Source organism: Aerosticca soli (assembly GCF_003967035.1).
Taxonomy (GTDB): Bacteria; Pseudomonadota; Gammaproteobacteria; order Xanthomonadales; family Rhodanobacteraceae; genus Aerosticca; species Aerosticca soli.
Genome location: NZ_AP018560.1, coordinates 1,118,022 through 1,140,190 on the forward strand (window position 1 = coordinate 1,118,022; position 22,169 = coordinate 1,140,190).

Annotated in this window: 17 protein-coding genes; 4 read left to right on the plus strand and 13 right to left on the minus strand. The window is 68.2% G+C overall.

Annotated elements, in window-relative coordinates:
* Positions 1 to 6: 6 nt before the first annotated feature.
* The 7 genes from rapA to ALSL_RS05225 all read right to left on the minus strand — a co-directional run bounded on the left by rapA (position 7) and on the right by ALSL_RS05225 (position 12,529).
* Complete coding sequence (gene rapA / locus ALSL_RS05195) at positions 7 to 2,844, minus strand: RNA polymerase-associated protein RapA (protein WP_126537093.1); 2,838 nt, start codon at positions 2,842 to 2,844, stop codon at positions 7 to 9.
* A gap of 35 nt (positions 2,845 to 2,879) precedes the next feature.
* Positions 2,880 to 3,674: a tetratricopeptide repeat protein gene (locus ALSL_RS05200; protein WP_126537095.1), complete on the minus strand. Its 795-nt coding sequence runs from the start codon at positions 3,672 to 3,674 to the stop codon at positions 2,880 to 2,882.
* Positions 3,659 to 4,345 (minus strand): Fe2+-dependent dioxygenase, encoded by a 687-nt coding sequence (locus tag ALSL_RS05205; protein WP_126537097.1) that lies wholly within the window; start codon positions 4,343 to 4,345, stop codon positions 3,659 to 3,661. Before ALSL_RS05205 ends, ALSL_RS05200 begins: the two co-directional genes overlap by 16 nt.
* 8 nt (positions 4,346 to 4,353) lie before the next feature.
* Positions 4,354 to 6,615: a TonB-dependent receptor gene (locus ALSL_RS05210; RefSeq protein WP_126537099.1), complete on the minus strand. Its 2,262-nt coding sequence runs from the start codon at positions 6,613 to 6,615 to the stop codon at positions 4,354 to 4,356.
* Between the two features lie 183 nt (positions 6,616 to 6,798).
* Positions 6,799 to 9,690: a TonB-dependent receptor plug domain-containing protein gene (locus ALSL_RS05215; RefSeq protein ID WP_126537101.1), complete on the minus strand. Its 2,892-nt coding sequence runs from the start codon at positions 9,688 to 9,690 to the stop codon at positions 6,799 to 6,801.
* Between the two features lie 200 nt (positions 9,691 to 9,890).
* On the minus strand, positions 9,891 to 11,969 hold the full coding sequence (locus ALSL_RS05220) for a M13 family metallopeptidase (RefSeq protein WP_126537103.1): 2,079 nt from the start codon (positions 11,967 to 11,969) through the stop codon (positions 9,891 to 9,893).
* Between the two features lie 143 nt (positions 11,970 to 12,112).
* A complete protein-coding gene (locus ALSL_RS05225) occupies positions 12,113 to 12,529 on the minus strand; it encodes a DUF4124 domain-containing protein (RefSeq protein ID WP_126537105.1) in 417 nt (138 codons plus the stop codon).
* Between the two features lie 101 nt (positions 12,530 to 12,630).
* Between ALSL_RS05225 and pssA the strand changes: the two genes are divergently transcribed.
* The 3 genes from pssA to rimI are packed head-to-tail and all read left to right on the plus strand — an operon-like array spanning position 12,631 to position 14,344.
* A complete protein-coding gene (gene pssA, locus ALSL_RS05230) occupies positions 12,631 to 13,410 on the plus strand; it encodes a CDP-diacylglycerol--serine O-phosphatidyltransferase (protein ID WP_126537107.1) in 780 nt (259 codons plus the stop codon).
* Positions 13,407 to 13,877 (plus strand): hypothetical protein, encoded by a 471-nt coding sequence (locus tag ALSL_RS05235; protein ID WP_126537109.1) that lies wholly within the window; start codon positions 13,407 to 13,409, stop codon positions 13,875 to 13,877. Before pssA ends, ALSL_RS05235 begins: the two co-directional genes overlap by 4 nt.
* Positions 13,878 to 13,882: 5 nt before the next feature.
* Positions 13,883 to 14,344 carry a ribosomal protein S18-alanine N-acetyltransferase gene (gene rimI, locus ALSL_RS05240; protein ID WP_126537111.1) on the plus strand — a complete coding sequence of 154 codons (462 nt, stop codon included), beginning with the start codon at positions 13,883 to 13,885 and terminating at the stop codon, positions 14,342 to 14,344.
* An 86-nt stretch (positions 14,345 to 14,430) separates the two neighbouring features.
* Here rimI and ALSL_RS05245 read toward each other — a convergent pair whose 3' ends face one another.
* Positions 14,431 to 17,328 carry a valine--tRNA ligase gene (locus tag ALSL_RS05245; RefSeq protein ID WP_126537113.1) on the minus strand — a complete coding sequence of 966 codons (2,898 nt, stop codon included), beginning with the start codon at positions 17,326 to 17,328 and terminating at the stop codon, positions 14,431 to 14,433.
* Positions 17,329 to 17,516: 188 nt separating this feature from the next.
* Between ALSL_RS05245 and ALSL_RS05250 the strand changes: the two genes are divergently transcribed.
* Positions 17,517 to 18,440, plus strand: a complete 924-nt coding sequence (locus ALSL_RS05250) for a LamG domain-containing protein (protein ID WP_198410678.1) — start codon at positions 17,517 to 17,519, stop codon at positions 18,438 to 18,440.
* Here the strand turns inward: ALSL_RS05250 and hemE are convergent.
* The 5 genes from hemE to lpxD all read right to left on the minus strand — a co-directional run bounded on the left by hemE (position 18,413) and on the right by lpxD (position 22,088).
* Positions 18,413 to 19,495, minus strand: a complete 1,083-nt coding sequence (gene hemE, locus ALSL_RS05255; RefSeq protein ID WP_126537117.1) for a uroporphyrinogen decarboxylase — start codon at positions 19,493 to 19,495, stop codon at positions 18,413 to 18,415. The genes ALSL_RS05250 and hemE overlap by 28 nt on opposite strands.
* A complete protein-coding gene (locus tag ALSL_RS05260) occupies positions 19,485 to 19,745 on the minus strand; it encodes a WGR domain-containing protein (RefSeq protein WP_126537119.1) in 261 nt (86 codons plus the stop codon). Before ALSL_RS05260 ends, hemE begins: the two co-directional genes overlap by 11 nt.
* A gap of 84 nt (positions 19,746 to 19,829) precedes the next feature.
* Complete coding sequence (gene lpxA, locus ALSL_RS05265; RefSeq protein ID WP_126537121.1) at positions 19,830 to 20,603, minus strand: acyl-ACP--UDP-N-acetylglucosamine O-acyltransferase; 774 nt, start codon at positions 20,601 to 20,603, stop codon at positions 19,830 to 19,832.
* On the minus strand, positions 20,600 to 21,067 hold the full coding sequence (gene fabZ, locus ALSL_RS05270; protein ID WP_126537123.1) for a 3-hydroxyacyl-ACP dehydratase FabZ: 468 nt from the start codon (positions 21,065 to 21,067) through the stop codon (positions 20,600 to 20,602). The genes lpxA and fabZ overlap by 4 nt, the downstream gene beginning before the upstream one ends.
* Positions 21,060 to 22,088, minus strand: coding sequence for a UDP-3-O-(3-hydroxymyristoyl)glucosamine N-acyltransferase (gene lpxD / locus ALSL_RS05275; protein ID WP_126537125.1), 1,029 nt, complete (start codon positions 22,086 to 22,088; stop codon positions 21,060 to 21,062). Before lpxD ends, fabZ begins: the two co-directional genes overlap by 8 nt.
* Between the last annotated feature and the right edge of the window lie 81 nt (positions 22,089 to 22,169).

Below are 22,169 nucleotides of genomic sequence, written 5' to 3' on the forward strand. Positions count from 1 at the left end.
ACGACCTCAGCGCAGGGCCAGGATGTCCGCGCTGGCGATGAAGCGCACCGCGTCCAGCCGCAGGCGCGCGCCGGGCAAGGCCTCGAGCAGGGCCTCGCGCTCGGCGGCGAGGGCCTCGATCTCCTCGGGACGGACCGCCGGGTTCACCGCACGCAGGGCATGCAGGCGGGCGAGTTCGGCATCCAGCCGGGCGCCCACCTCGGCCCGGGCGGCGTCGATCGTCGCCTGCGCGCGTTCGCGCGCGATCGCCTCAGCCCGTTCCAGCATCGGCGGCACCAGCCGGGCGAGCATCTTGCGATAGCGCGGCACGTCGATGGCGCGATCGGCGGCCTTGCGCACCGCCGCTTCGCTAGGCGCGAAGCCCGGCCGCTCGGTGAGCCGGCTGTCCACGGTGATTTCGAGCGCCTGGGCCGGCAGGAAGCGCTCGGCGTCGAGCCGGCGATCGGCCACGCATTCGAGCACGAATACCGCCTGCAGCAGCGCGCTGCGCGGCGGCAGGGCGTCGTCGATCATGAAGGCGGCATTGCCCTGTTCGCCGGAGAGCACCAAATCCATGGCACCCTGCACCAGCGGGTGATCGAGCCGGAGCAGCGGCAGGTCCTCGCGGATCAGCGCGGTGGCGCGGTCGAAAGTCGCCGCCTGCGGGCCTTCGCCGAGGCCGGGCAGGGCGTCGGTGGACAGGTATTGCGGATCGAGCACGAGGGTGTGCGCGTCAAGTTCTTCCACGTGCACGCCGAAATGCTCCATCAGCCGCTGGATGAAGGCGTCGCGGCCGGGATCGTCGTCCTCCGCGCGCAAGGCGGGCAGGAGCTCGTCGGCATGCGGATCGCGGCTGGCGGCCAGTTCCAGCAGGTGGTCGCGGCCTTCCTGGATCATCGCGGCCAGTTCCGTGTGGGCGGCCCGGGTCTCGGCGATCAGCACCTCGAGTTCCTGGTCGCGTTCGTCATCGCCGCGGGCATGGGCCTCGGCCAGCGCGGCGAGCGGCGCGCCGAAACGGCGCAGCAGCTCGCGGCCGTCGGCGGGACTCTCGCGAAAGGCGTCGATGCCCTCGTCATACCAGCGCGCGAGCACGTGCTGCGCGCTGTCCGGCGGCACCAGCAGGTGGATGTCGATGTCGTGCGGCTGGCCGATGCGATCCAGCCGGCCGATGCGCTGTTCGAGCAGGTCCGGGTCGAGCGGCAGGTCCCACAGCACCAGATGATGGGCGAACTGGAAGTTGCGTCCCTCCGAGCCGATTTCCGAGCACAGCAGCAGCCGCGCGCCGTCCGCCTGCGCGAACCAGGCCGCGTTGCGGTCGCGCTGGACGAGCCCCAAACCTTCATGGAAGCGGGCCAGGCCGATGCCGGTACGGGTCCGCAACGCCTCTTCCAGCGCCAGCACCTTGGCCTGGCTGCGGCAAATCAGCAGGAACTTGTCCTGCGGATGGCGTTCCAGCAGGGCGAGCAGCGCCGCCAGCCGCGGATCGTCGCCGTAATCGAAGCTCAGCGCCGGCGGCCTGGGCTGGATGTCGGCATGGAACTCGGCCAGCCAGGCCTGCCGGCGCGCCTCGTCCGCTGCCCGCGCGACCGCCTCCCATACCGGGCGCCGGCGCGGAAAACCGCCGACGCCGGCGCGGCGATTGCGGAACATCACCCGTCCGGTGCCGTGGCGGTCGATCAGCGCACCCAGCAGTTCACGGGCGTGGGCGGGGCGGCCCGGCTCGGCCAGCAGCGCGGTGAGATGGGCATCGCCGGCGAAGGCGCGTTCCAGTTCGGCCTGTTGCGCCAGGGTGAGCGGCAGACCCTGCTGCAGACGATCGGCGATCGCCGACAGGCCGCGGAAACGCGCGGTTTCCTCCAGGTAGGCGTCGAGGTCGTGGTAGCGCTGCGGATCGAGCAGGCGCAGCCGCGCGAAATGTCCGGCCCGGCCGAGCTGCTCGGGCGTGGCGGTGAGCAGGATCAGGCCGGGACTCACGGCGGCGAGCTTTTCCACCAGCGCATAGCGGGGGCTGGCGGCGGCAGGGGTCCATTCCAGGTGATGGGCCTCGTCCACCACCACGATGTCCCAGCGGGCCGCCAGCAGCTGGGACGTGCGCTCTTCGCGGCCCTCGAACAGACCGAAATCGGCGATCACCAGCTGCTCGTCCTCGAACGGATTGCGCGCGGGATCGTTGCAGGCGATCGCTTCGCAGCGCTCCTCGTCGTAGATCGCAAAAGGCAGATTGAAGCGCCGCCAGAGCTCGACGAACCATTGATAGACCAGCGGCTCGGGCAGCAGCACCAGGACCCGTTCGGCGCGGCCGGTGGCGAGCTGGCGGGCGAGGATCATGCCGGCCTCGATGGTCTTGCCCAGCCCCACTTCGTCGGCCAGCAGCACCCGCGGCGGCCGCCGCGCGGCAGCGATGCCGGCCACCCGCAACTGGTGCGGCAACAGGCCGATACGGGCCGCGCCGAGCCCCCATGCCGGCGAGCGTCGCGCCTGGGCGCGGCGCTTCAGGGCCTCCACGCGTAGTTCGAACTGCGCCACCGGATCGGTGCGGCCGCCGATCAGGCGTTCGTCGGCGCGGCTCACGCTCTGCTCGTCGTCGAGCTGGCCCTCGTGCAGCTCGCGCCCCTCGCCGCGGTAGATCAGCAGCCCGTCCTTGATCTCCACGCGTTCGACCAGGAAGGCCACGCCCTTGCCGGCGACGCGCTGACCGGGCCGGAATTCGGCGCGCTCGAGCGGTGCCGAATCGCTCGCATAGCTGCGCAGCACGCCGGCCTTGGCGAACAGGACCTGCACATGGCGACCCTCCACCCGCAGCACGGTACCGAGGCCGAGCTCGGGCTCGGCAGTGGAGATCCAGCGTTGACCGGGAACGAACATGCGTAAGATGCAGTGATGCAAACGAGGCGGCGATTCTAGCCGGTCTCCCGCGCCGCCGAGGGCGGGGCGGCCGCATCGAGCTGGGCGGCGATGCGCAGGCCGAAGTCGCGCAGCGTCGCGTGCGCGGCCGCCTCCAGCGTGCGCGCCAGGGCACGCAGGTAATGCGCCGGGGCCTGCGCCACCGCGCGACGCAGGCAGGCGAGGGCGGCGTCGATCTCGCCGCGCTCGCACAATACCGACGCCCAGCTGCACAGGCCGCGGTAGTCGCCGGTCGCGGCGGCGTGTCGGTACAGCTCGATCGCCCGCGCGCGGTCGCGTGGCACGCCGTGTCCGCGCTCGTAGCAGCTGCCCAGAAAGTGCATGGCGCGACCGTGGCCCATCGCCGCGGCGCGTTCGAACCAGGCGATCGCGGCAGCGGTGTCGCGCGGCACGCCGCGCCCCTGGTCGAGCAGATGCGCGTAGTTGTAGCAGCCCCAGTCCGAGCCGGCCTCGCCGGCGCGGCGATACCAGATCGCGGCCAGGGTGTAGTCCACCGGCGTGCCCCAGCCGTGGTCGTGGCAGCGGCCGAGCATGTTCATCGCCATCGGCAGGCCGGCGTGCGCGGCGCGGCGGAACCAGTAGCAGGCCTCGCCGGCGTCGCGCGGCACGCCGCGACCGTCCAGATACAGCTGGCCGAGCCAGGTTTGCGCGTGCGGATGGCCACGGCGTGCAGCCTGCAGCAGTGTCGCGGCGGCCATCGCGGGATCGGCGGCGAGCAGGGCTTCGATCCGGACGGTATCGACCACGACCGGCTTGCCGTCGAGGCCGGGCAGGCTCAGGGTGCGCTCCATTGCCGCAGCAGATTGTGATAAACGCCGGTGAGCGCGAGCAGCGCCTCGGCGTCGGCGCCGCTCGCGGTCAGGCGCTGGATGGCCAGGTCGAGTTCGAACAGCAGCCGGCGCCGCTCGTCCTCGCGGATCAGGCTCTGCAGCCAGAAGAAGGCGGCGATGCGCGCCCCGCGCGTCACCGGCTCGACGCGATGCAGGCTGCCGGCCGGGTACAGCACGAGGTCGCCGGCGGGCAGCTTCACCGCGTGGCTGCCGAAGGTGTCCTCGATCACCAGCTCGCCGCCGTCGTAGCTTTCCGGCGCGCTCAGGAACAGTGTGCAGGAAAGGTCGGTGCGCACCGGCTGCGCGTTTGCCTGCCGGCGGTCGTAGCGGATCGCGTTGTCCACGTGCAGGCCGAAATGGTCACCGTCGGCGTAGCAGTTGAAGAGCGGCGGATAGACGTGGCGAGGCAGGGCGGCGGCGAAGAAGGTGGGGTTGGCGAGCACGGCATCGGTGATCTGCGCGCCGAGCTCAAGCGCCAGCGGATCGTCCTCGCGCAGTTGGCGGTTGTGCTTGGCCGCCGCCGAGCGGTAACCGGCGGTGACGCGCCCGTCCACCCAGTGCGCATCGGCCAGCAGCCGCTGGCATTGGGCGAGCCGGGGTCCGTCGAGGATGCCTGGGATGTGCAGCAACATGGCGTTGGCTAGAACGAGAAATGGAAGTTCACGATCGCCACCCGCCCCGGCGCCACCGAGGCGTAGTGCGCCGCGTAGGCCTTGTCGAAGTAGTAGCGGTTGGTGAGGTTCTGCACGTTGAGCTGTACGGTCAGGTCGGCGTTGACCACGTAGGCGGCCATCGCATCCACGCGCAGGTAGCCGGGCACGTACTTGGTGTTGGCGGTGTTGCCGTAGACGCGATCCATGGCGTAGAGGCCGCCGCCCAGACGCAGACGCGCAGTCAGTTGGTAATCGGTCCACACCGATGCGCTCTGCCGCGGCGTGTTGGGAAAGGCGTTGCCCTTGCTCGCCGCATCGCCAGGTCCGGGGTCGACGAGCTTGCTCTTCAAATACGTATAGCCGCCGAAGACGCCCCAGCGCTCGGTGAGCTGGCCGCTCAGCTCGAGCTCGACGCCGTCCACCCGTTGCGTGCCGGCATTGACCTGCGGGCTGCCGCGGCCACCCAGCGCGACGCGGGCGTTGCGCTTTTCGGTGCGGAATACGGCGCTGCTCAGCATCAGCCCGGGGCGCAGCTCCCATTTCAGGCCAGTCTCCAGGTTGCGGCTGCTCTCGGGCTTGAGGTCGGCATTGGTGACGGCGATGCCGTCCGCGCCATCGCCCGCATCCACGCCCGGCGGATTGGACGATGTGCCGTAGGAAAGGTACAGGCTCCCCGCCGGCACCGGCTTGTAGACCAGCCCCGCCTGGTAGTTCCAGAAATCGGCGTCGTTGCGCAGATGCGTCTTCACCCCGGTCGCGCTGGTGAGCGCATCCGACACGGTGGCGAAATGATCGAAGCGCGCGCCCAGATTGGCCTGCCAGCGCGGACCGAACGTCAGTGTGTCGAAGACCCAGGCCGAGCGGGTCTGGGTGGCGATGGTGGCCGGATTGACGCCGCCCACGATCGCGCCGGTCCAGGGATCGCGCGGATCGGGATCGATGACCGGCGCGCACCAGTAGTGCGAGGGCGCGCCGATGCCGTAGCGTGGGCTGCAGGCGCCGTTGGCGATGTTGCCGGTGTGATAGGTGGCGCCCGGGGTGGTCGGCACGCCGATGTTGTAGTTGCTGCGATCGGTCGATTCGTGCGCCAGTTCCACGCCGGCGGCGAGACTGTGCTCGATCGGCCCGGTGGTGAAGACTCCGCTGAGGTCGGTCTGATTGGTGGCATTGCGGGTGACGCTTTGCCGGCTGTTGGCGCGGCGCCAGATGCCGCCGTTGACGATGAAGTTGCCGTTGCTGTCGTCCGGCTGCGTCCACAGGTAGTCGTCGGCGGCGCGGGCGTAGACCGAGAGGTTGCGAAGCTGCCAGCCGTTGCCGAAGTCGTGCTTGAGCTGCACGTCGCCGATATCGTCCTTGCGGCGCTGGAAGTCGCGCGAGAACAGGCCATAGAAGGTGTCGTGCGGCACGTGGATGGGTTTGCCCTCGCGCCAGGGCGCATTGTTCGGGTTGCCATACGGGATGCCGCTGTCGGGCAGGTCGTTGCTCTGCAGGTGGTAATAACTCAGGGTGAGGCTGGTGGCCGCATGCAGGCCGAAAGTGAGCGAGGGCGCCACGCCCCAGCGGCGCTGCACCGGACCGCCGCGATCGGGCACGTCGTTCTTGTGGCCGAGCACGTTGAGCCTGAAAGCGGCGTCGTTCGGCAGGGTCTGGTTCCAGTCTGCGGTGGCGCGGCTGTAGGTGCTGGTGCCGAGCCCGAGGTCGGCGTCGAGGGTGTCGCGGTCGCGCGGAGTCTTGCTGACCAGGTTGATGCTGCCGCCGACCGCGCCGCGTCCGCTGTAGGCCGAACTCGGACCCTTGACCACCTCGATCTGCTCGACATCGAAGACTTCGCGCTGTTGCGAGCCGGAGCTGCGGACGCCATCGACGAACAGCGAGCTCTCCGTATCGAAGCCGCGGATGAACGGCCGGTCGCCGTTCGGGTTGCCGCCTTCGCCGGCACCGAAGGTGATGCCGGGCACGCTGCGCAGCGCATCGAGCAGCGAACTGGCCGCCGTCTCGCGGAGGATTTCCTGCGGAATCACGGTGACCGCGCGGGGCGTGTCCAGAAGCGGCGCGGTGAATTTCGGCGAGCTCGGCGCCAGCGTGGTCGCCTTGACCTCCAGGCCCTCCAGACGCGTGGCCTGCTGCGGATCGGGCTCGGTGGCCGACTCGTCGTTGGCCGGGGCGGCGGGCGGCAGCAAGGCCAGCCCCAAGGCGGAGGCGAACAGACGCTTGGGCGCGGCAGGTCGCGCGATGACATAGGCGGTCATGCTTGGATTCCTGGCATCCAGCGGAGCGGAAAAGCGGTCGATCGCGGCACGTTGCGGCGTCGATCCGGCGACGCCTCGCAATGTATTTCAAATGATAGTTATTCGCAATAACTATCATGATCAAAAAAAGGCCCCGCGGGTCGCGCGGGGCCGTGATGTCGCATCCAGGAACGGGCCGGCTTTTTAGAACTTGAGATCCGCCTGCACGTAAGCGAAACGGCTGGGCAGGTCGTAGGTGGCCGCGTCGTAGCCGTTCAGCGAACAGGACAGGCAGATCGGCGGCTTGCGGTCGAACAGGTTGTTGACGCCGGCGGTCAAGGTGAGATCGAGCTGGATCGGCAGCTTCCAGCTGGCGCGCACATCGTGATAGGTCGTCGCGCCGAGGTAGTGCGTGCCGTCGGGCCGGTTGGGTGCGATCTCGTCGGGATGGTTGCAGATCGGGAAGCCTGCCGCCGCCGCACAGTTCTCACGCAGCCGGCTGAAGTAACGCACCTTGTAGTCGACCGTCCAGGGACCGTGGTTCCAACCGATGTCGAGCATCGAGGTCAGACGGGGAATCGCGCTGTCGTTCACTTCGATGCCGACCGTGCGCGGTTCCTGGTTGCCATTGCTGTCCGTAGCCTTGTATTCGGCCACATAGGTGTTTTGCAGGTTGGCGGTGAACTGGCCGATGTTGGTCTGCGGGCCGCGCCAATCGATACCGAAATCAAAGCCGTTGGTCTTGATGCGACCCAGGTTTTGCAGGGTATTGTTGAAGCCGTCGATGTTGCCGGTGGCGTTGCGGTGGATGCCCGTGCAGAACGTGGAGTTCGGGTCGCCGCTGTCCACGCAGCGATCCAGTTGCGTTTGCGCATCGGGTGCCTGGATCGCCTTGTCCAGCTTGATCCGGTAATAGCCCAGGTTGAAATCGAGCTTGCTCGACCACGGCGTGTTCTCCGCCCAGCCCGGGCTGTACACCGCGCCCACGGTCAAGTTGCGTGCGGTTTCCGGATCGAGCTTGCGGTTGCCGCCGGTGCGCACCGAGATCTGCGGGTTGGGTTGAGCGTAGTTGCCGGGTACGCCGAGCGCGGCGCACTTGCTGGCGAGCGCTGGGTTGGCCAGCGGTGACGAGCATGGATCCTGCAGGGTGGCGTCGAAACGCGCCGGTGCGCCGTACAGTTCGCCGATGGTCGGTGCACGGAAGCCCTGCGACCAGGTGCCGCGCAGGGTGAGGTCGTCGAAAACCTGCCAGCGCAGACCGACCTTGCCGTTGGTCGTGTTGCCGAAGGTGGAGTAATCCGAATAGCGCATCGCCGCCGACAGTTCGAGCGCCTTGACCGCGGTCAGATCCTTGAGCAGGGGCGCATCCAGTTCCACGTAATACTCGTTCACCGAGTAGTGGCCCGAGATGGGCAGCGAGGGCACGCCGTTGGATTCCCCGGCCACGACCACTGCATCTGGCTCATAGGAGCCGTCATAGCGGCGGTGTTCACCACCGGCGGCGAAAGACAACGGACCGGTGGGCAGGTCGAACAGTTCGCCGGAGATATTGGCCGTCCACAGCTTGATCTTGTTGTCGCTGCGATCGTGCTCGCGATACAGGATGTAATTGAGCATCGCCGGCGTGATCGTGCCGGGGCCGCCGAAGACGTTGAGCGGTACGCAGCTATCCGTGCAGTTGGCTACCGGCCCCAGCGCGCGCTGGATGTGGGCGATGTTGTAGGTACCGCGCACGTCCTGGGTGGCTTTGTTGTCGCCACTGGCGAAATTGACGTCCCAGTAGTAGTCGTGCTGGCCGACGCCGAAGCTGCCTTGCAGACCGGTGGCGAAATAGCTGGTGTCCACGTCCTGGCGGTAGATGCGCGGCCCGCCTTCGACCGGCCGGCGGCCGATCATCACCAGGTTGCCGGTGTTCGGATCGGCATTCAAGGAAAAGCCGAACGGGTTGTATGGATTGGTGGCATCCACGCCGACGGTGTCGGCCAGTCCTCCGGTGCCGGCCCCCGGCCCGAGGAAGATCGGCTCCGGTGCGGCCTGGTTGGTGGATTTGCGCGTGTTGTAGAGTCCGCGCACATACCAGGTCACCTGATCGGTGATCTTGTAGCGGGTCTGGGCGAACACGGCGCTGCGCTCGCTCGGCGTGAGCAGCATGTTGTAAGGCGCGAAATCAAAGCGATCGGCCGTGGTGAATTTATGGAAATCGCCCGGATAGGCCGGCTTGCCGTTGAATGTGCCGTTCGGGGTGATGTTCATGTACTGACCGGTGAGCGGGTCCGTGAACATGAAGCGTCCTGTCGGCGTGGCCGAACTGCAGTTGGCCAGGCCGGTGCCCGGGACGCACTCGTCGCTTGAGCGTCCCCAGGCGGATGAACTGATCGAGTTCTGCTTGACGTAATTGAAGTCGACGAAGAATTCGTAGCGGTCACCCTGCCCGCCGAAGGACAGGTCGGCATTGTGGGTGGAGCCGCCGGCGAGATTGCCGTAGTCGCCGTAGTAGACGCTGGCCGCACCACCCTTCTGGGTGTGCTTGGTGATGATGTTCACCACCCCGGCGATCGCGTCCGAACCATAGAGCGCCGAGGCGCCGTCCTGCAGGATCTCGATGCGATCGATGATGCCGGTCGGGATGGTGTTGAGGTCCACCGCCGCCGATACGCCCGAGGCGGAACTCTCGTTCACCCAGCGGATGCCATCGACCAGGATCAGCACGCGTTTGGCGCCGAGATTGCGCAGGTCCAGCGTGGCCGAGCCCGAGCCCACGCCGCTGCCGTCGGGCGGAAAGCCGAAATTGCCGGCTGAGTTGAACTTGGTGTTGAGGCCAGCGCCGGAAGAGGTGAGTTGCTGCAGGATGTCGCCGATGCTGGTCAGACCGGATTTGCGGATATCGTCCGAAGTGATGGTGAGGATGGGCACTTGCGTGGCCATGTCCGCACCCTTGATGCGCGAGCCGGTGACCTCCACCGCCTCGAGCTTGGTGGCCTGTTTGCTGTCGGTCGAGCTGTCGTTCTGCTGGGCTTGTACCGCCATGGGCAGCGCAACAAACGCACACGCCATGGCAACGGCCAGCAGACCGCGACGCGGTAAAGTTCGCTTCATGATCGATCCCCTTGTGTGTATGCCGCAGCGCCGCACGACGCCCGGCTTCACGAATGTAAAGGTTTCGTCATGAAGTTGCCATAGTTCGAGCACCCGAAAAAAAAGGTTCATCGCGCTTTCCCGGGGAAGATGCGATGAACCCAAAAAAAGCCCCACGTTGGCGGCGTGGGGCGGTGCCTATACGGCAATCGAGGCCGGGATTACCAGATCTTCACCTGCTTGTCGCCGGTGCGCACCATCGGGTCGCCGGGCTTGCACTGGAAGGCGTGGGCGAAGGCGTCCATGTTGGACGGCGCGGCGATGGCGCGCAGTGGCGCGGGCGCGTGCGGGTCGGTGTTGAGCGAAAGGATGAGCTGCTTTTCGCGGATATTGGCCCGCCATACCCGCGCCCAGTTGAGGAAGAAGCGCTGGTCCTGGCTGTAGCCGTCGATGTGGGCGCCGGCCTCCTGCGGATTGCTCTTGAGCGCGGCCTGCAGGGCGTCGTAGGCGACGTTGAGGCCGCCGAGATCGGCGATGTTTTCACCGAGCGTCAGCTTGCCGTTGACGTGCAGGTCGGGCCGGCTCTTGATGGGCGTGTACTCGTTGAACTGCTCCACCAGCTTGGCCGCACGGGCCTCGAACTTGGCGCGATCGGCCGGCGTCCACCAGTTGGTGTTGTTGCCGTCGCCGTCGAACTGACTGCCCTGGTCGTCGAAGCCGTGGGTGGCCTCGTGACCGATCACCGCGCCGATGCCGCCATAGTTGATCGCATCGTCGCCCGCCGCGTCGAAGAACGGCGGCTGCAGGATGGCGGCGGGGAAGTTGATGGTGTTTTCGGTCGGGCTGTAATAGGCGTTCACCGTCTGCGGGGTCATGCCCCATTCGAGGCGGTCGGTCGGCTTGCCGATCTTGGCGATGTCGTAGTGGTAGTCGAACTTGGTTGCCGCCTGGACGTCATCGAAATAATCGCCCGGCTTGATGGTGAGCCCGGACCAGTCGCGCCACTTGTCGGGATAGCCGATCTTGGGCAGGAAGGTCTCCCACTTGGCCAGTGCCTTGGCCTTGGTTTCATCGCTCATCCAGTCGAGGTTCTGGATGCGCGCCTTGAGCGCGTTGCGCACGTTGTCCACCAGCGTCTGCGCGCGCTGCTTGGCTTCGGGCTTGAAGGCAGTTTTCACGTAGAGCTGGCCGAGCGCCTCGCCCATGGTGCCGTTGACGGTGCTCAGCACACGCTTCCAGCGCGGTTTCTGTTCGGGCTGGCCGGCGAGCGTCTTGCCGTAGAACTCGAAGTGGTTGTCCTGGAATGGCTTGCTCAGCAACGGCGAGGCGCTGTCCACGGTGTGGAAGCGCAGGTAGGCCTGCCAGGTGGCGAGCGGGGCACGGGCCAGCTGCTGGTCGAAGGCGGCGAAGAACTTGGGCTGGGACAGCGAGAAACCCTTGTCGATGTTCACGCCCTGGGTGGCGAAGAAGCGTTTCCAGTCGAAGTGCGGGGTGATCCGGTTGGCCTCGTCCAGGCTCACGAAGTGGTACTGATTTTCCGGCTGGCGCAGCTCGACCGGCGCCAGCGACGCCTTGGCGAGCTCGGTCTCGAAGGCGACGATGGCGTCGGCCTGCCGCTTGGCGTCGGCCTCGCGCGTGCCGATCAGGGCGAGCGTCCTGGCGATGTGGGCGCGATAGGCTTCCAGCTCTTCCTTGTGCTTGGGATCGAGGTAGTAGTCGCGGGTCGGCAGCCCCAGCCCATCCTGGAAGGCGTAGCCGATCTGCATCTTGGCGTTCTTGAAGTCGGCGCTCGAGCCGAAGTTGAAGACGTAGCCGTCGCCCTCGTTGAAGCGCTGCATGATGAACTCGGCGATGTCGGCCGGGCTTTTCAGCGCGTCGATCTGCGCGAGCTGCGGCTTGATCGGCTGGTAGCTGGCCCGCTCGATCGCCGCCTCGTCCATGCCGGCGGCGTAGAGGTAGCCGATCTTCTGCTCGATGGAGCCGGCGGGCGCCGTGGCCGCGTGCCTGGCCGCTTCCTCGACGATCTGGTGCTGGGTGTTGAGGCTGGCTTCGGCCAGCTGGTCGAAGGCGCCCCAGCGCGTGCGGTCGGGCGGGATCGGGTTGGCCGCGACCCATTTGGCATTGACGAAGCCGTTGAAATCCTGGCAGGGAGGGATCGTCGGGTCGAGTTCGCTGACGTCGAAGCTCTTGTGGGCCGTGGTTGCGTGCGGCGTCGAGGCGGCCGACGCGGTCGAAGGCGCGAAACCGGACGCGAGCGCGAGGCCCACGGCAAGAGCGAGCGGCTTGAATGGTGCGGTCATCATGCGTGTCCTTGGGATCTTGCAGGGTGATGGAGGCCCGCCGCGCGGCGCGCGGCATGGCGGATGTGACCTGCCAAGCTAGGACGCGCCACACGCCCGCAACAGTGTCGAAGGTCAGGGGCGGCCCCATCCTCCCTTGCGGCCTATGGTTGGACGCAATACTGCTGCAGCTGGCTTTCCGCCGCCGCCAGCTGCGCCTGGCGCTGCTTGTCGTCGAGCACCTGCTGGCGCTCGCCCTGCTGCATCACCACCGGCCCGCCGGCCTTCAGGGTGGCGATGTTGCTCTTGAGGGAAGCGCAGAGGCTGGCGCGGTTTTGCGGGGTGTCGGGGAGCGGCGCGGTGGATGCCGGTGCCGGCGGGGAGGGCGCCGGCATTGGCGCCGGCGAAGTCGCGGCCGGCGAGGCGGTGCCGGCGAGGTTCATCTGCTGGTAGCGCGTGCCTGGCGCCGGCGGGGTTTCGGAGTAGTGCACGGTGCCTTGCGCATCGGTCCACTTGTATACCTGCGTGGCGGCGAGCGGCGCACTCGAAAGGAGCAGGGCGAGACAGAGGACGTGGCGCATGCGGGCTCCGGGGCGAAGAAGGCCGCCCAGTGGTAGCACCGTTGCAGGGCCGGCTCAAGCACCATGGTTTACACTCGTTCGAGCCCGTCACGGAACGATCCATGAGCGACCATCCCGTCCGCACGCCGCGCCATCGCGGCATCTATCTGCTGCCGAACCTGTTCACCACCGGCGCGATGTTCGCCGGCTACTACGCCATCCTGGCCAGCATCGACGGGCGTTTCACCGAGGCCGCCGTGGCGGTCTTCATCGCCGCCCTGCTCGACGGCATGGATGGCCGCGTGGCGCGGCTCACCGGCACGCAGAGCGAGTTCGGCGTGCAGTACGACTCGCTCTCCGACCTGGTCAGTTTCGGGCTGGCGCCTTCGCTCGTGCTCTACGACTGGTCTCTGACCACGCTCAAGGCCTTCGGGCCACTCTGGGGCAAGGTGGGCTGGGCCTCGGCCTTTCTCTATGCCACCTGCGCCGCCTTGCGGCTGGCGCGCTTCAACACCCAGGTCGGGGTGGCCGACAAGCGCTATTTCCAGGGGCTGGCGAGTCCGGCCGCGGCGGCGGTGTGCATGTCCTTCGTGTGGACGATGGAGAAATTCGGCGTGCCGGGCGGCGAGCTGTGCTTCCTGACCCCGATCCTGGCGGTGGTGGTCGGTCTGCTGATGGTCAGCCGGTTCCGCTACTACAGCTTCAAGGCCCTGCCGATGGGGCAGGGCGAGCGGATCCCGTTCTGGTGGGTGGTGGTGCTGGTGCTGGTGCTGGTCTTGCTTTATCTCGACCCGCCCACGGTGCTGCTGACGGTCTTTTCGCTCTATCTCCTGTCCGGCCCGGTGGTGACCTTGTGGGGCATCGCCACGCGCCGGCGGGCACGGCGCGGCAGCTCGGCATGAACGCGATACGTGGGGCTGTGCCGGTACGCCGGGGCCGGCATCTGCGGGCACTGGGGCTGGTGCCCTGGGTGCTGCGCGAGTCCAGGACGGCGGCGGTGGTCGACCAAGCGCCGCCGGCAACCGCAAGCCACGCCTGCGTGCTGGTCCTGCCGCAGGATGGCCAGCCGCGCGCGCAGGACGTGCTCGGCCGTGCGCTGCTCGCGGCCGGCGCGCCGTTCGCCCGCGCGCCGCGGCTCGTTCTGGCCGAGGGCCGCTTGGCTGAGCCGGTGCCGGTGGCGGCCGCCTATCTCGTGTTCGGCGAGCCGCAGGCCAGGGCGCTCGGCGAGCGACTGTCCGCCGAGACACTCGGCAAGGCGCGCATCGTCCTCGTCGATGCGCCTTCGACCCTGCTCGAGGCGCATGGCAAGCGCGCCCTGTGGACGGCGTTGCGACAGCTGCGCCGCGTCCTGACGCAAGACGCGGGCTGATTCCCATGGTGGCGGCGCCGCGGCTCGAGGCGAGGGTGCGTCCGATGACGGCGGACGACCTGCCCGCGGTCGGCGCGCTGGAACGGGCCTCCTATGAATTTCCGTGGTCCGAAGGCGTCTTTGCCGATTGCCTCAAGGCCGGCCACGGCTGCTGGGTGCTGACGGTCGAAGATGCCGTCGCCGGTTACGGCATCCTGTCGACGGGTGCGGGCGAGGCGCACATCCTCAACATCTGCATCGATCCGGCGCATCGCGGCCAAGGCTTGGGTCGCCTGTTGCTCGTGCATCTGCTGGCCGCCGCACGCTCGCGGGGCGCCGAGCGGGTCTTTCTGGAGGTGCGTCCGTCCAATCCGGTGGCTCAGCAGCTCTACCGCAGCCTCGGTTTCGTCGAGATCGGCCGGCGGCCACGCTATTACCCGGCGCGCAACGGCCGCGAGGAGGCGATCGTCATGGCGCGCGGGTTGTAGCGTCGGGGCGAGTGCCGTTTCGACGTGGCCAGTGCCGCGGTGTCGCATGACGCCGCGGCACTGGCGTGGCCCAGGCGCCGGTTTTTTCAGGCATTCGCGAGTTTGTCCGCCTGTTCGCGCAGGGCGGCGAGGCGGGTGGTCCACGCGACGACGCGCTCGCGTTCCTGGGCGACGACGGCGGGCGGCGCATGGGCGACGAACTCGGGCTTGGCGAGCTTGCTTTCGCTCTTGCGCAGCTCGCTTTCCAGGCGGGCGATTTCCTTGGCCAGACGTGCCCGCTCGGCGTCGAGATCGATGAGCCCGGCCAGCGGGATCAGCACCTTGAGCGTGCCGACCACTGCGGTGGCGGCGGCCGGTTCGGGCGTTCCCGCCGCCAGCCAGCGTGGCGGCTCGGTGCGGCCGAGGAAGGTGATTTCCGCGGCGAAGGCGGCGATCCGCTCGTGATCGTGCGCGTCGCCGCCGACCAGCAGCAGCGGCAGCGTGCGATTCGGCGCGATGTTCATCTCGGCGCGGATCCTGCGGATGCCGGTGAGCACGGCCTGCAGCCATTCGATGCGCGCACTGGCGGCGGCATCTTCGGTCAGCGCGGCCGCATCGGGCCAGGACTGGCCGAGGATGCCCGGCGTGGGGTCGATGCCAAGCCGCGGCGCGACCGCCTGCCAGATCTCCTCGGTGATGAACGGGATGACGGGATGCAGCGCGCGCAGCACGGTTTCCAGTACCACCAGCAGGGTATGGCGGGTGGATGCCGCGGCGGCGGTCTCGCGGTCGGCCAGCGCCGGCTTGGCCAGCTCCAGGCACCAGTCGCAGTAGGCGTTCCAGACGAATTCGTACAGCGCCTGCGCAAGCAGGTCGAAACGGTATTCGGCCAGGTGCCGGTCCACCGCGGCGAGGGTGTACTTGAGGCGGGTGAGGATCCAGCGTTCGGCGTCGGTGAGCGGGGCATCGGCGGGCGGCGCGATGCGGCCCTCGGGAAGGTTGAGCAGCACGAAGCGCGCCGCGTTCCACAGCTTGTTGCAGAACGCCTTGTAGCCCTCGGCACGCTTGAGGTCGAAGTTGATCGTGCGGCTGTGGCCGGCGAGCGCGGTGAAGGTGAAGCGCAGCGCGTCCGCACCGATCGGCTTGATGCCTTCGGGATAATCCCTGCGGATGCGCTTTTCCACCTTTTCGCGCACCTGTGGAATGAGCAGGCTGCGGGTGGATTTTTCCACCAGAGCCTCGAGCTCGATGCCGTCGATCAGGTCCAGCGGGTCCAGCGTGTTGCCCTTGGACTTGGACATCTTCTGGCCCTCGGCGTCGCGCACGATGGCGTTGATGTACACCTCGCGGAAGGGGATGCGGTCGGCCGCGCGCGCAAAGCGCGGCTCGTAGCTGCCGTCGCCGCGCCGGCCGGCGAAGTACAGGCTCGACATCACCATGCGCGCGACCCAGAAGAAGATGATGTCGAAGCCGGTGACCAGCACCGCGCTCGGCAGGAAGCGCTGATCCTGGCGCCAGTCGGCGACGATCTCGCCGCGTTCGTTGGTGACCGGCCCTTCGCTCGGCCAACCCATGGTCGAGAACGGCCACAGCGCGGAGGAGAACCAGGTGTCGAGCACGTCCTCGTCCTGGCGCAGCGCGCCGACCGGTGCGGGAGCGCCGTGCGCCGCGGCCCAGGCCCGCGCGTCGGCCTCGTCCTCGCCGACATAGAGCTGACCGGCCTCGTCATACCAGGCGGGGATCTGGTGCCCCCACCACAATTGCCGGCTGATGCACCAGTCCTGGATGTTCTCCAGCCATTGCGTGTACGTGGCGGCCCAGTTCTCCGGCACGAAGCGGATGTGGCCCTCGCGCACCGCGTCCAGCGCTGGCCGGGTGATCGCCTGGCGGCCGCCCGGACGCCCGTCCGGCTGCACGTCCCGGGTCAGATCGACGAACCACTGGTCGGTGAGCATCGGCTCGACCACCGCACCGGAACGCTGGCTCACCGGCACCTTGAGTTTGTGCGGCTGCGTGGCGACCAAAAGGCCCGCGGCTTCGAGGTCGGCGAGGATGCGTTTGCGCGCCTCGTAACGTTCCAGGCCGCGATAGGCCGGCGGGACGTCGTCGTTCAGGTGCGCGTCCAGGGTGAAGATGCCGATCGGGGCGAGCCCGTGCCGCTGGCCGATGGCGTAGTCGTTGAAATCGTGCGCAGGGGTGATCTTCACCGCGCCGGTGCCGAACTCGCGATCGACGTAGGCATCGGCGATCACCGGGATCTGCCGGTCGGTCAGCGGCAGCTTCAGCATTTTGCCGATCAGGTGCGCGTAGCGTTCGTCCTCCGGGTGCACGGCGACCGCGACGTCGCCGAGCATGGTCTCCGGGCGCGTGGTGGCCACCACGAGGCTCTCCTCGCCGTCGGCCACCGGATAGCGGATCGACCACAGGAAACCGTCGCGTTCCTCGTTGTCGACTTCGAGATCGGACACGGCCGTCTTGAGCTCCGGGTCCCAGTTGACCAGCCGCTTGCCGCGATAGATCAGCCCGGCGCGATACCACTCGACGAACACCTTGCGCACCGCGGCGGACAGGCCGGGATCCATGGTGAAGCGCTCGCGCGACCAGTCGGCGGCAAGGCCCAGTCGGCGCATCTGGTGGGTGATGGTGGAGCCGGAGGTCTCCTTCCATTGCCACACGCGGGCGACGAAGCCCTCGCGGCCGAGGTCCTGACGGGTCTTGCCTTCCGCGGCGAGCTGATTCTCGACGATCTTCTGGGTGGCGATGCCGGCATGGTCGGTGCCGACTTGCCACAAGGTGTCGAAGCCGCGCATGCGGTGCTGGCGGATCAGGATGTCCATCATCGTCTGCTGGAAGGCATGCCCCATGTGCAGCGTGCCGGTGACGTTGGGCGGCGGCAGCAGGATGCAGTACGGCTCGCCGTGGCCGCGCGGGCGAAACGCACCGCTGGTCTCCCAGTGCGGGTACCACTTGGACTCGATCGGGCGGGGCTCGAAACTCTTTTCCATGGACTCTCGCAGTGACGGCACGCCTGGCGCGTGGCATCCGATAGGGCGGGAAACCCGGCATTGTACGAAGCGAACGTCCCATGGCCCAAACCGCCGGCGGGTTTGCAGGCCGTCGGCCCGGCATTAGAGTCGGACCGATGGAGGCGAGACGGCGGACAAGGTTCCCATCGGCATATCTGGGCGCGGCGATGCTCTGCCTGGGGCTTGCGCTCAGCGTCACGGGCGTGGCGGGGGCCGAGATTCCCAGGCCGCCGGGATGGACGCCGGTCCTCGTCGATGATTTCGACGGGCCGGCCGGCAGCGCGCCGTCGGCCGAACGCTGGCGCGTGGATCTGGGGCACGGCTATCCCGGCGGGCCGCCCAACTGGGGAACACAGGAGATCCAGCGCTACACCGCCGATCCGGCCAACCTCGCCCTGGACGGCGAAGGCCATCTGCTGATCTCGCCGCAGCGCGGTCCAGACGGCGAATGGACCTCGGCGCGCATCGAGAGCGTGCGGGACGATTTCCTCGCGCCGGCCGGCGGCATGCTGCGCATCGAGGCGCGGATCCTCATGCCCGGCGTCAGCGGCCAGGCCGCGCTCGGCTATTGGCCGGCCTTCTGGGCGCTGGGGCGCAGCTACCGCGAAACCGGCGCATGGCCGGCCGCCGGGGAGTTCGACATCATGGAAAGCGTCAACGGCTTAGACAGCGTGTGGGGCATCCTGCACTGCGACGTCAATCCCGGCGGCGCCTGCGGCGAGCCGCACGGCATCGGCGCCAGTCGTGCCTGTCCCGGCACGCCGTGCCCCGGGCATTTCCACGTCTACACCTTCGAGTGGGATCGCTCGGTGACGCCCGAGGAACTGCGCTGGTACGTCGACGGGCAGCTGCTGAACCGCATCGTGCAAACCCAGTTGCCGGCTGCGACCTGGCGGGCATTGACCGACCAGGGCGGCTTCTTTTTGCTGCTCAACGTCGCCATCGGCGGCGGCTTTTCCTTCGCCATGGCCGGCTGGATCTCCACGCCGACGCCTGCCACCGAGCCCGGTCATCCGATGGCGGTGGACTACGTGGCGGTATGGACACGGCCGGGACCGGCCGCTCAGCCGGCGCGCAGCACCCGGCCGTAGGCGTGCACCTCGTCCACCAGCACGGCCACGTGCTCGGGATCGACGTCCGGGGTGATGCCGTGCCCCAGATTGAAGACATGGCCGATCGGCGGGCCGTAGCTGTCCATCACCGTGCGCACCTGTTCGCGGATCACCGCCGGCGCAGCCTTGAGCACGGTCGGATCCAGGTTGCCCTGCAGCGCGACGCGGTCGGCCACTGCGCGGCGGGCGTCGGCCAGGTCGAGCGTCCAGTCCACGCCGAGCGCCGCGCAGCCGGTGTCGGCCAGCGCGGCCAGATGCTGTCCGGCGCCCTTGGAAAACAGGATCACCGGCAAGGACCGCGCCTGCGCATCGTCGGCGAGCAGGGCGACGACCTGGGCCATCGCGCGCAGCGAGAACTCGCGGAACGCCGCGGGCGCGAGCAGGCCGCCCCAGGTGTCGAACACCATCAGCGCCTGCGCGCCGGCTGCGGCCTGGGCGGCGAGATAGGCGGCCACGCTGCGCGCCAGCACGTCGAGCAGACGATGCGCCAGTGCCGGATCGTTCCAGCACAACGCCTTGGCGGCGGCGAAATCGCGCGAGCCCGCACCCTCGACCATGTAGCAGGCCAGCGTCCACGGGCTGCCGGAAAAGCCGATCAGCGGCACGCGCCCGGCGAGCTCGCGGCGGATCAGTCGCACCGCGTCCATCACGTAGCGCAGTTCGCCGTCCATGTCCGGCACGGCGAGGCGCAGGATGTCCTCGCGCCGGCGCAGCGGATGGGCGAAACGCGGCCCTTCGCCCTGGGCGAAGGACAGGCCGAGCCCCATCGCGTCGGGCACGGTGAGGATGTCGGAAAACAGGATCGCCGCATCCAGCGGAAAGCGGCGCAGCGGCTGCAGGGTGACCTCGCAGGCGAGTTCGGGCGTCTTGGCCAGCGCCATGAAGCTGCCGGCGCGCGCGCGGACGGCGCGGTATTCGGGCAGATAACGCCCGGCTTGGCGCATCACCCAGACTGGCGTGGTATCGGTGGGTTCGCGGCGCAGGGCGCGCAGGAAGCGGTCGTTCAGAAGCGGGCGATCGGTTTCAGCGGCCATGCGGACCGTCCATCCCCTGGGCGAACATCAACCGGTAGCCGCGCTTGAGCTGGGCGTCGCGGGCCTTTTCGAAGGCGGCGATCGCCGCATCGCGTTCCAGAAACTGTTCGCGTCGCAATGTCGCCTTGCCGCCCTGGACGCCCGATTCGCGGTACAGCGTCCAGCCGCCCAGAAGATCCTGTTCGAGGATGATCTGCACGTAGCGAGGCGCTTCGGCCGATGCAGGCAGGGTTTGCAGGTAAAGACGCATGGGCTCGTGGAAGCGGGATGAAACGGCCAGCCTTTCATCTTACCGGAAAGCATCGCGCGCCCTGCTGCCGCGCGCGTCTCGCCGTCAGCGGGCCAACGCACGCTCGCTGCGCTCGATGAAATCGAGCAGGGCGCGGATGTCCTCGTTGCCGTTTGCCTGGGCTTCCAGCTGGGCGCGGGCTTCGGCCAGCGGCAGGCCGGCCATGTACAGCGTGCGGTAGGCGCGCTTGATCGCGGCGATGCGCTCGCCATCGAAGCCGCGCCGTTTCAACCCCTCGCTGTTGATGCCGCGTGGCCGGCCATGTTGTTCATTGGCCATCATCACGTAGGGCGGTACGTCGGCGCCGACCAGGCAGCCCATGCCGATGAAGGCGTGCGCGCCGACCTTGCAGAACTGGTGCACGCCCGAATAGCCGGAGAGGATCACCCAGTCGCCGATCTCCACGTGCCCGGCCAGCGCCGAGTAATTGGAGAACACCGTGTGGTTGCCGATCCTGCAATCGTGCGCGATGTGCACGTAGGCGAGCAGCCAGTTGTCGTCGCCGATGCGGGTCAGGCCGCCACCTTGGCCGGTGCCGCGGTGCACGGTGACGAACTCGCGGAACACGTTGCGATCGCCGATGACGAGCTCGGTGCGCTCGCCCTGCCATTTCTTGTCCTGCGGATCGCCGCCGAGCGCGGCGAACTGGCTGATGCGGTTGTCGCGGCCGATCCGGGTCGGCCCCTGGATCGTCGCGTGCGGTCCGATCACGCAGCCCGGGCCGATCTCCACCTCGGCGCCGATCACGCAGTAGGCGCCGATGTCGACGTCCGGTGCGATCCTGGCGGAAGGATCGATCTGCGCGGTCGGATGGATCATTTGCCGCTCCGCGCCGCGCACATGAGTTCGCAACTGGCCACTTCCTTGCCTTCGACCACGCTGCGGGCGACGAACAGGCCCATGCCGCGCATCAGCCGTTTCAGCGCAACCTCCAGGCGCAACTGGTCCCCCGGCACCACCGGTGCGTTGAAACGGGCGTTGTCGACCTTGGCCAGGTAGAACAAGGGGCTGCCGTGATCACCTTTGATGCGCCGCGAGATCTGGGTCAGCAATCCGGCCGCCTGCGCCATCGCCTCGACGATCAACACGCCCGGCATCACCGGGTGGCCGGGAAAATGGCCGCCGAAGAAGGGCTCGTTGATGGTGACGTTCTTGAGCGCCACCACGCGCTCGTCCGGCACCAGTTCGATCACCCGGTCGACCAGCAGGAACGGATAGCGATGCGGCAGCAGCGCCTGGATCTGCTCCACGTTCACCGGCAATGGAAAATCCTTGTCATGCATGGTCGCGGCCTTTCTCCAGCGCCGCCAGGCGGCGCGCGAATTCGTCCAGATGCTTGAACCGGGCGGCGTTCCTGCGCCAGCTGCGGTTGTCCTGCAGCGGCGTGCCCGAGGAATATTCGCCGGGCTCGCGAATCGAATGCGTCACCAGGCTCTTGGCGGTAATGGTAACCCGGTCGGCGAGCTCCAGATGGCCGAGCACGCCGGCATCGCCGCCGATCATGCAGTAGCGGCCGATCCTCGCGCTGCCGGCCACCGCCGCGCAGCCGGCCATGGCGGTGTGCGCGCCGACGTGCACGTTGTGGGCGATCTGGATCTGGTTGTCCAGGCGCACGTCCTCCTCGAGCACGGTGTCCTCGAGCGCGCCGCGGTCGATGGTGGTGTTGGCGCCGATCTCGCAGTCATCGCCGATGCGCACGCCGCCGAGCTGCGGAATCTTCACCCAGTGGTCGCGCTCGAAAGCAAGGCCGAAGCCGTCCGAACCGATCACCGCGCCCGGATGGACCAGCACGCGCTTGCCGAGCGTCACCCGCTCGACCAGGGTCACCCGCGCGACCAGGCGCGATTGCGCACCGACCACGCAGTCACGACCGACGATGCAGTGCGGCCCGATCTCGACGCCGTCCTCGACCACCGCGCCGTCCTCGACGACCACGAAGGGGCCGATGCTGGCGCCCTCGGCGATGCGCGCGCCCGCGGCCACTACCGCACTCGGATGGATGCCTGGCCTGGCGGCGGGACGATGCTCGAACAGTCGCGCGATTTTGGCGTAGGCGAGATAAGGGTCGTCCGCGACCAGGGCCGCGGTGGGGCAGTCGGGCAGGTCCTGCGCGCCAAGGATCACCGCGCCGGCACGGGTGTCCTTGAGCTGCGCCGCATATTTGCCGCTGGCCAGAAAACTCAACTGGCGCGGCCCGGCGTGGGCCAGCGTGCCGACTCCGTCGATCACGCGACTGCCGTCGCCGTGCAGTGCGAGGGCGAAGCGTTCGGCAAGCTCCGCCAGTGTGTACTGCGTGCGATCCATGGGCTTGTCTCCACGATCCGGGCTGCTAGACCCGCCCGGCACCATCGAAAAAGGCGCGGACGATCCCGCGCCTTCATGCCG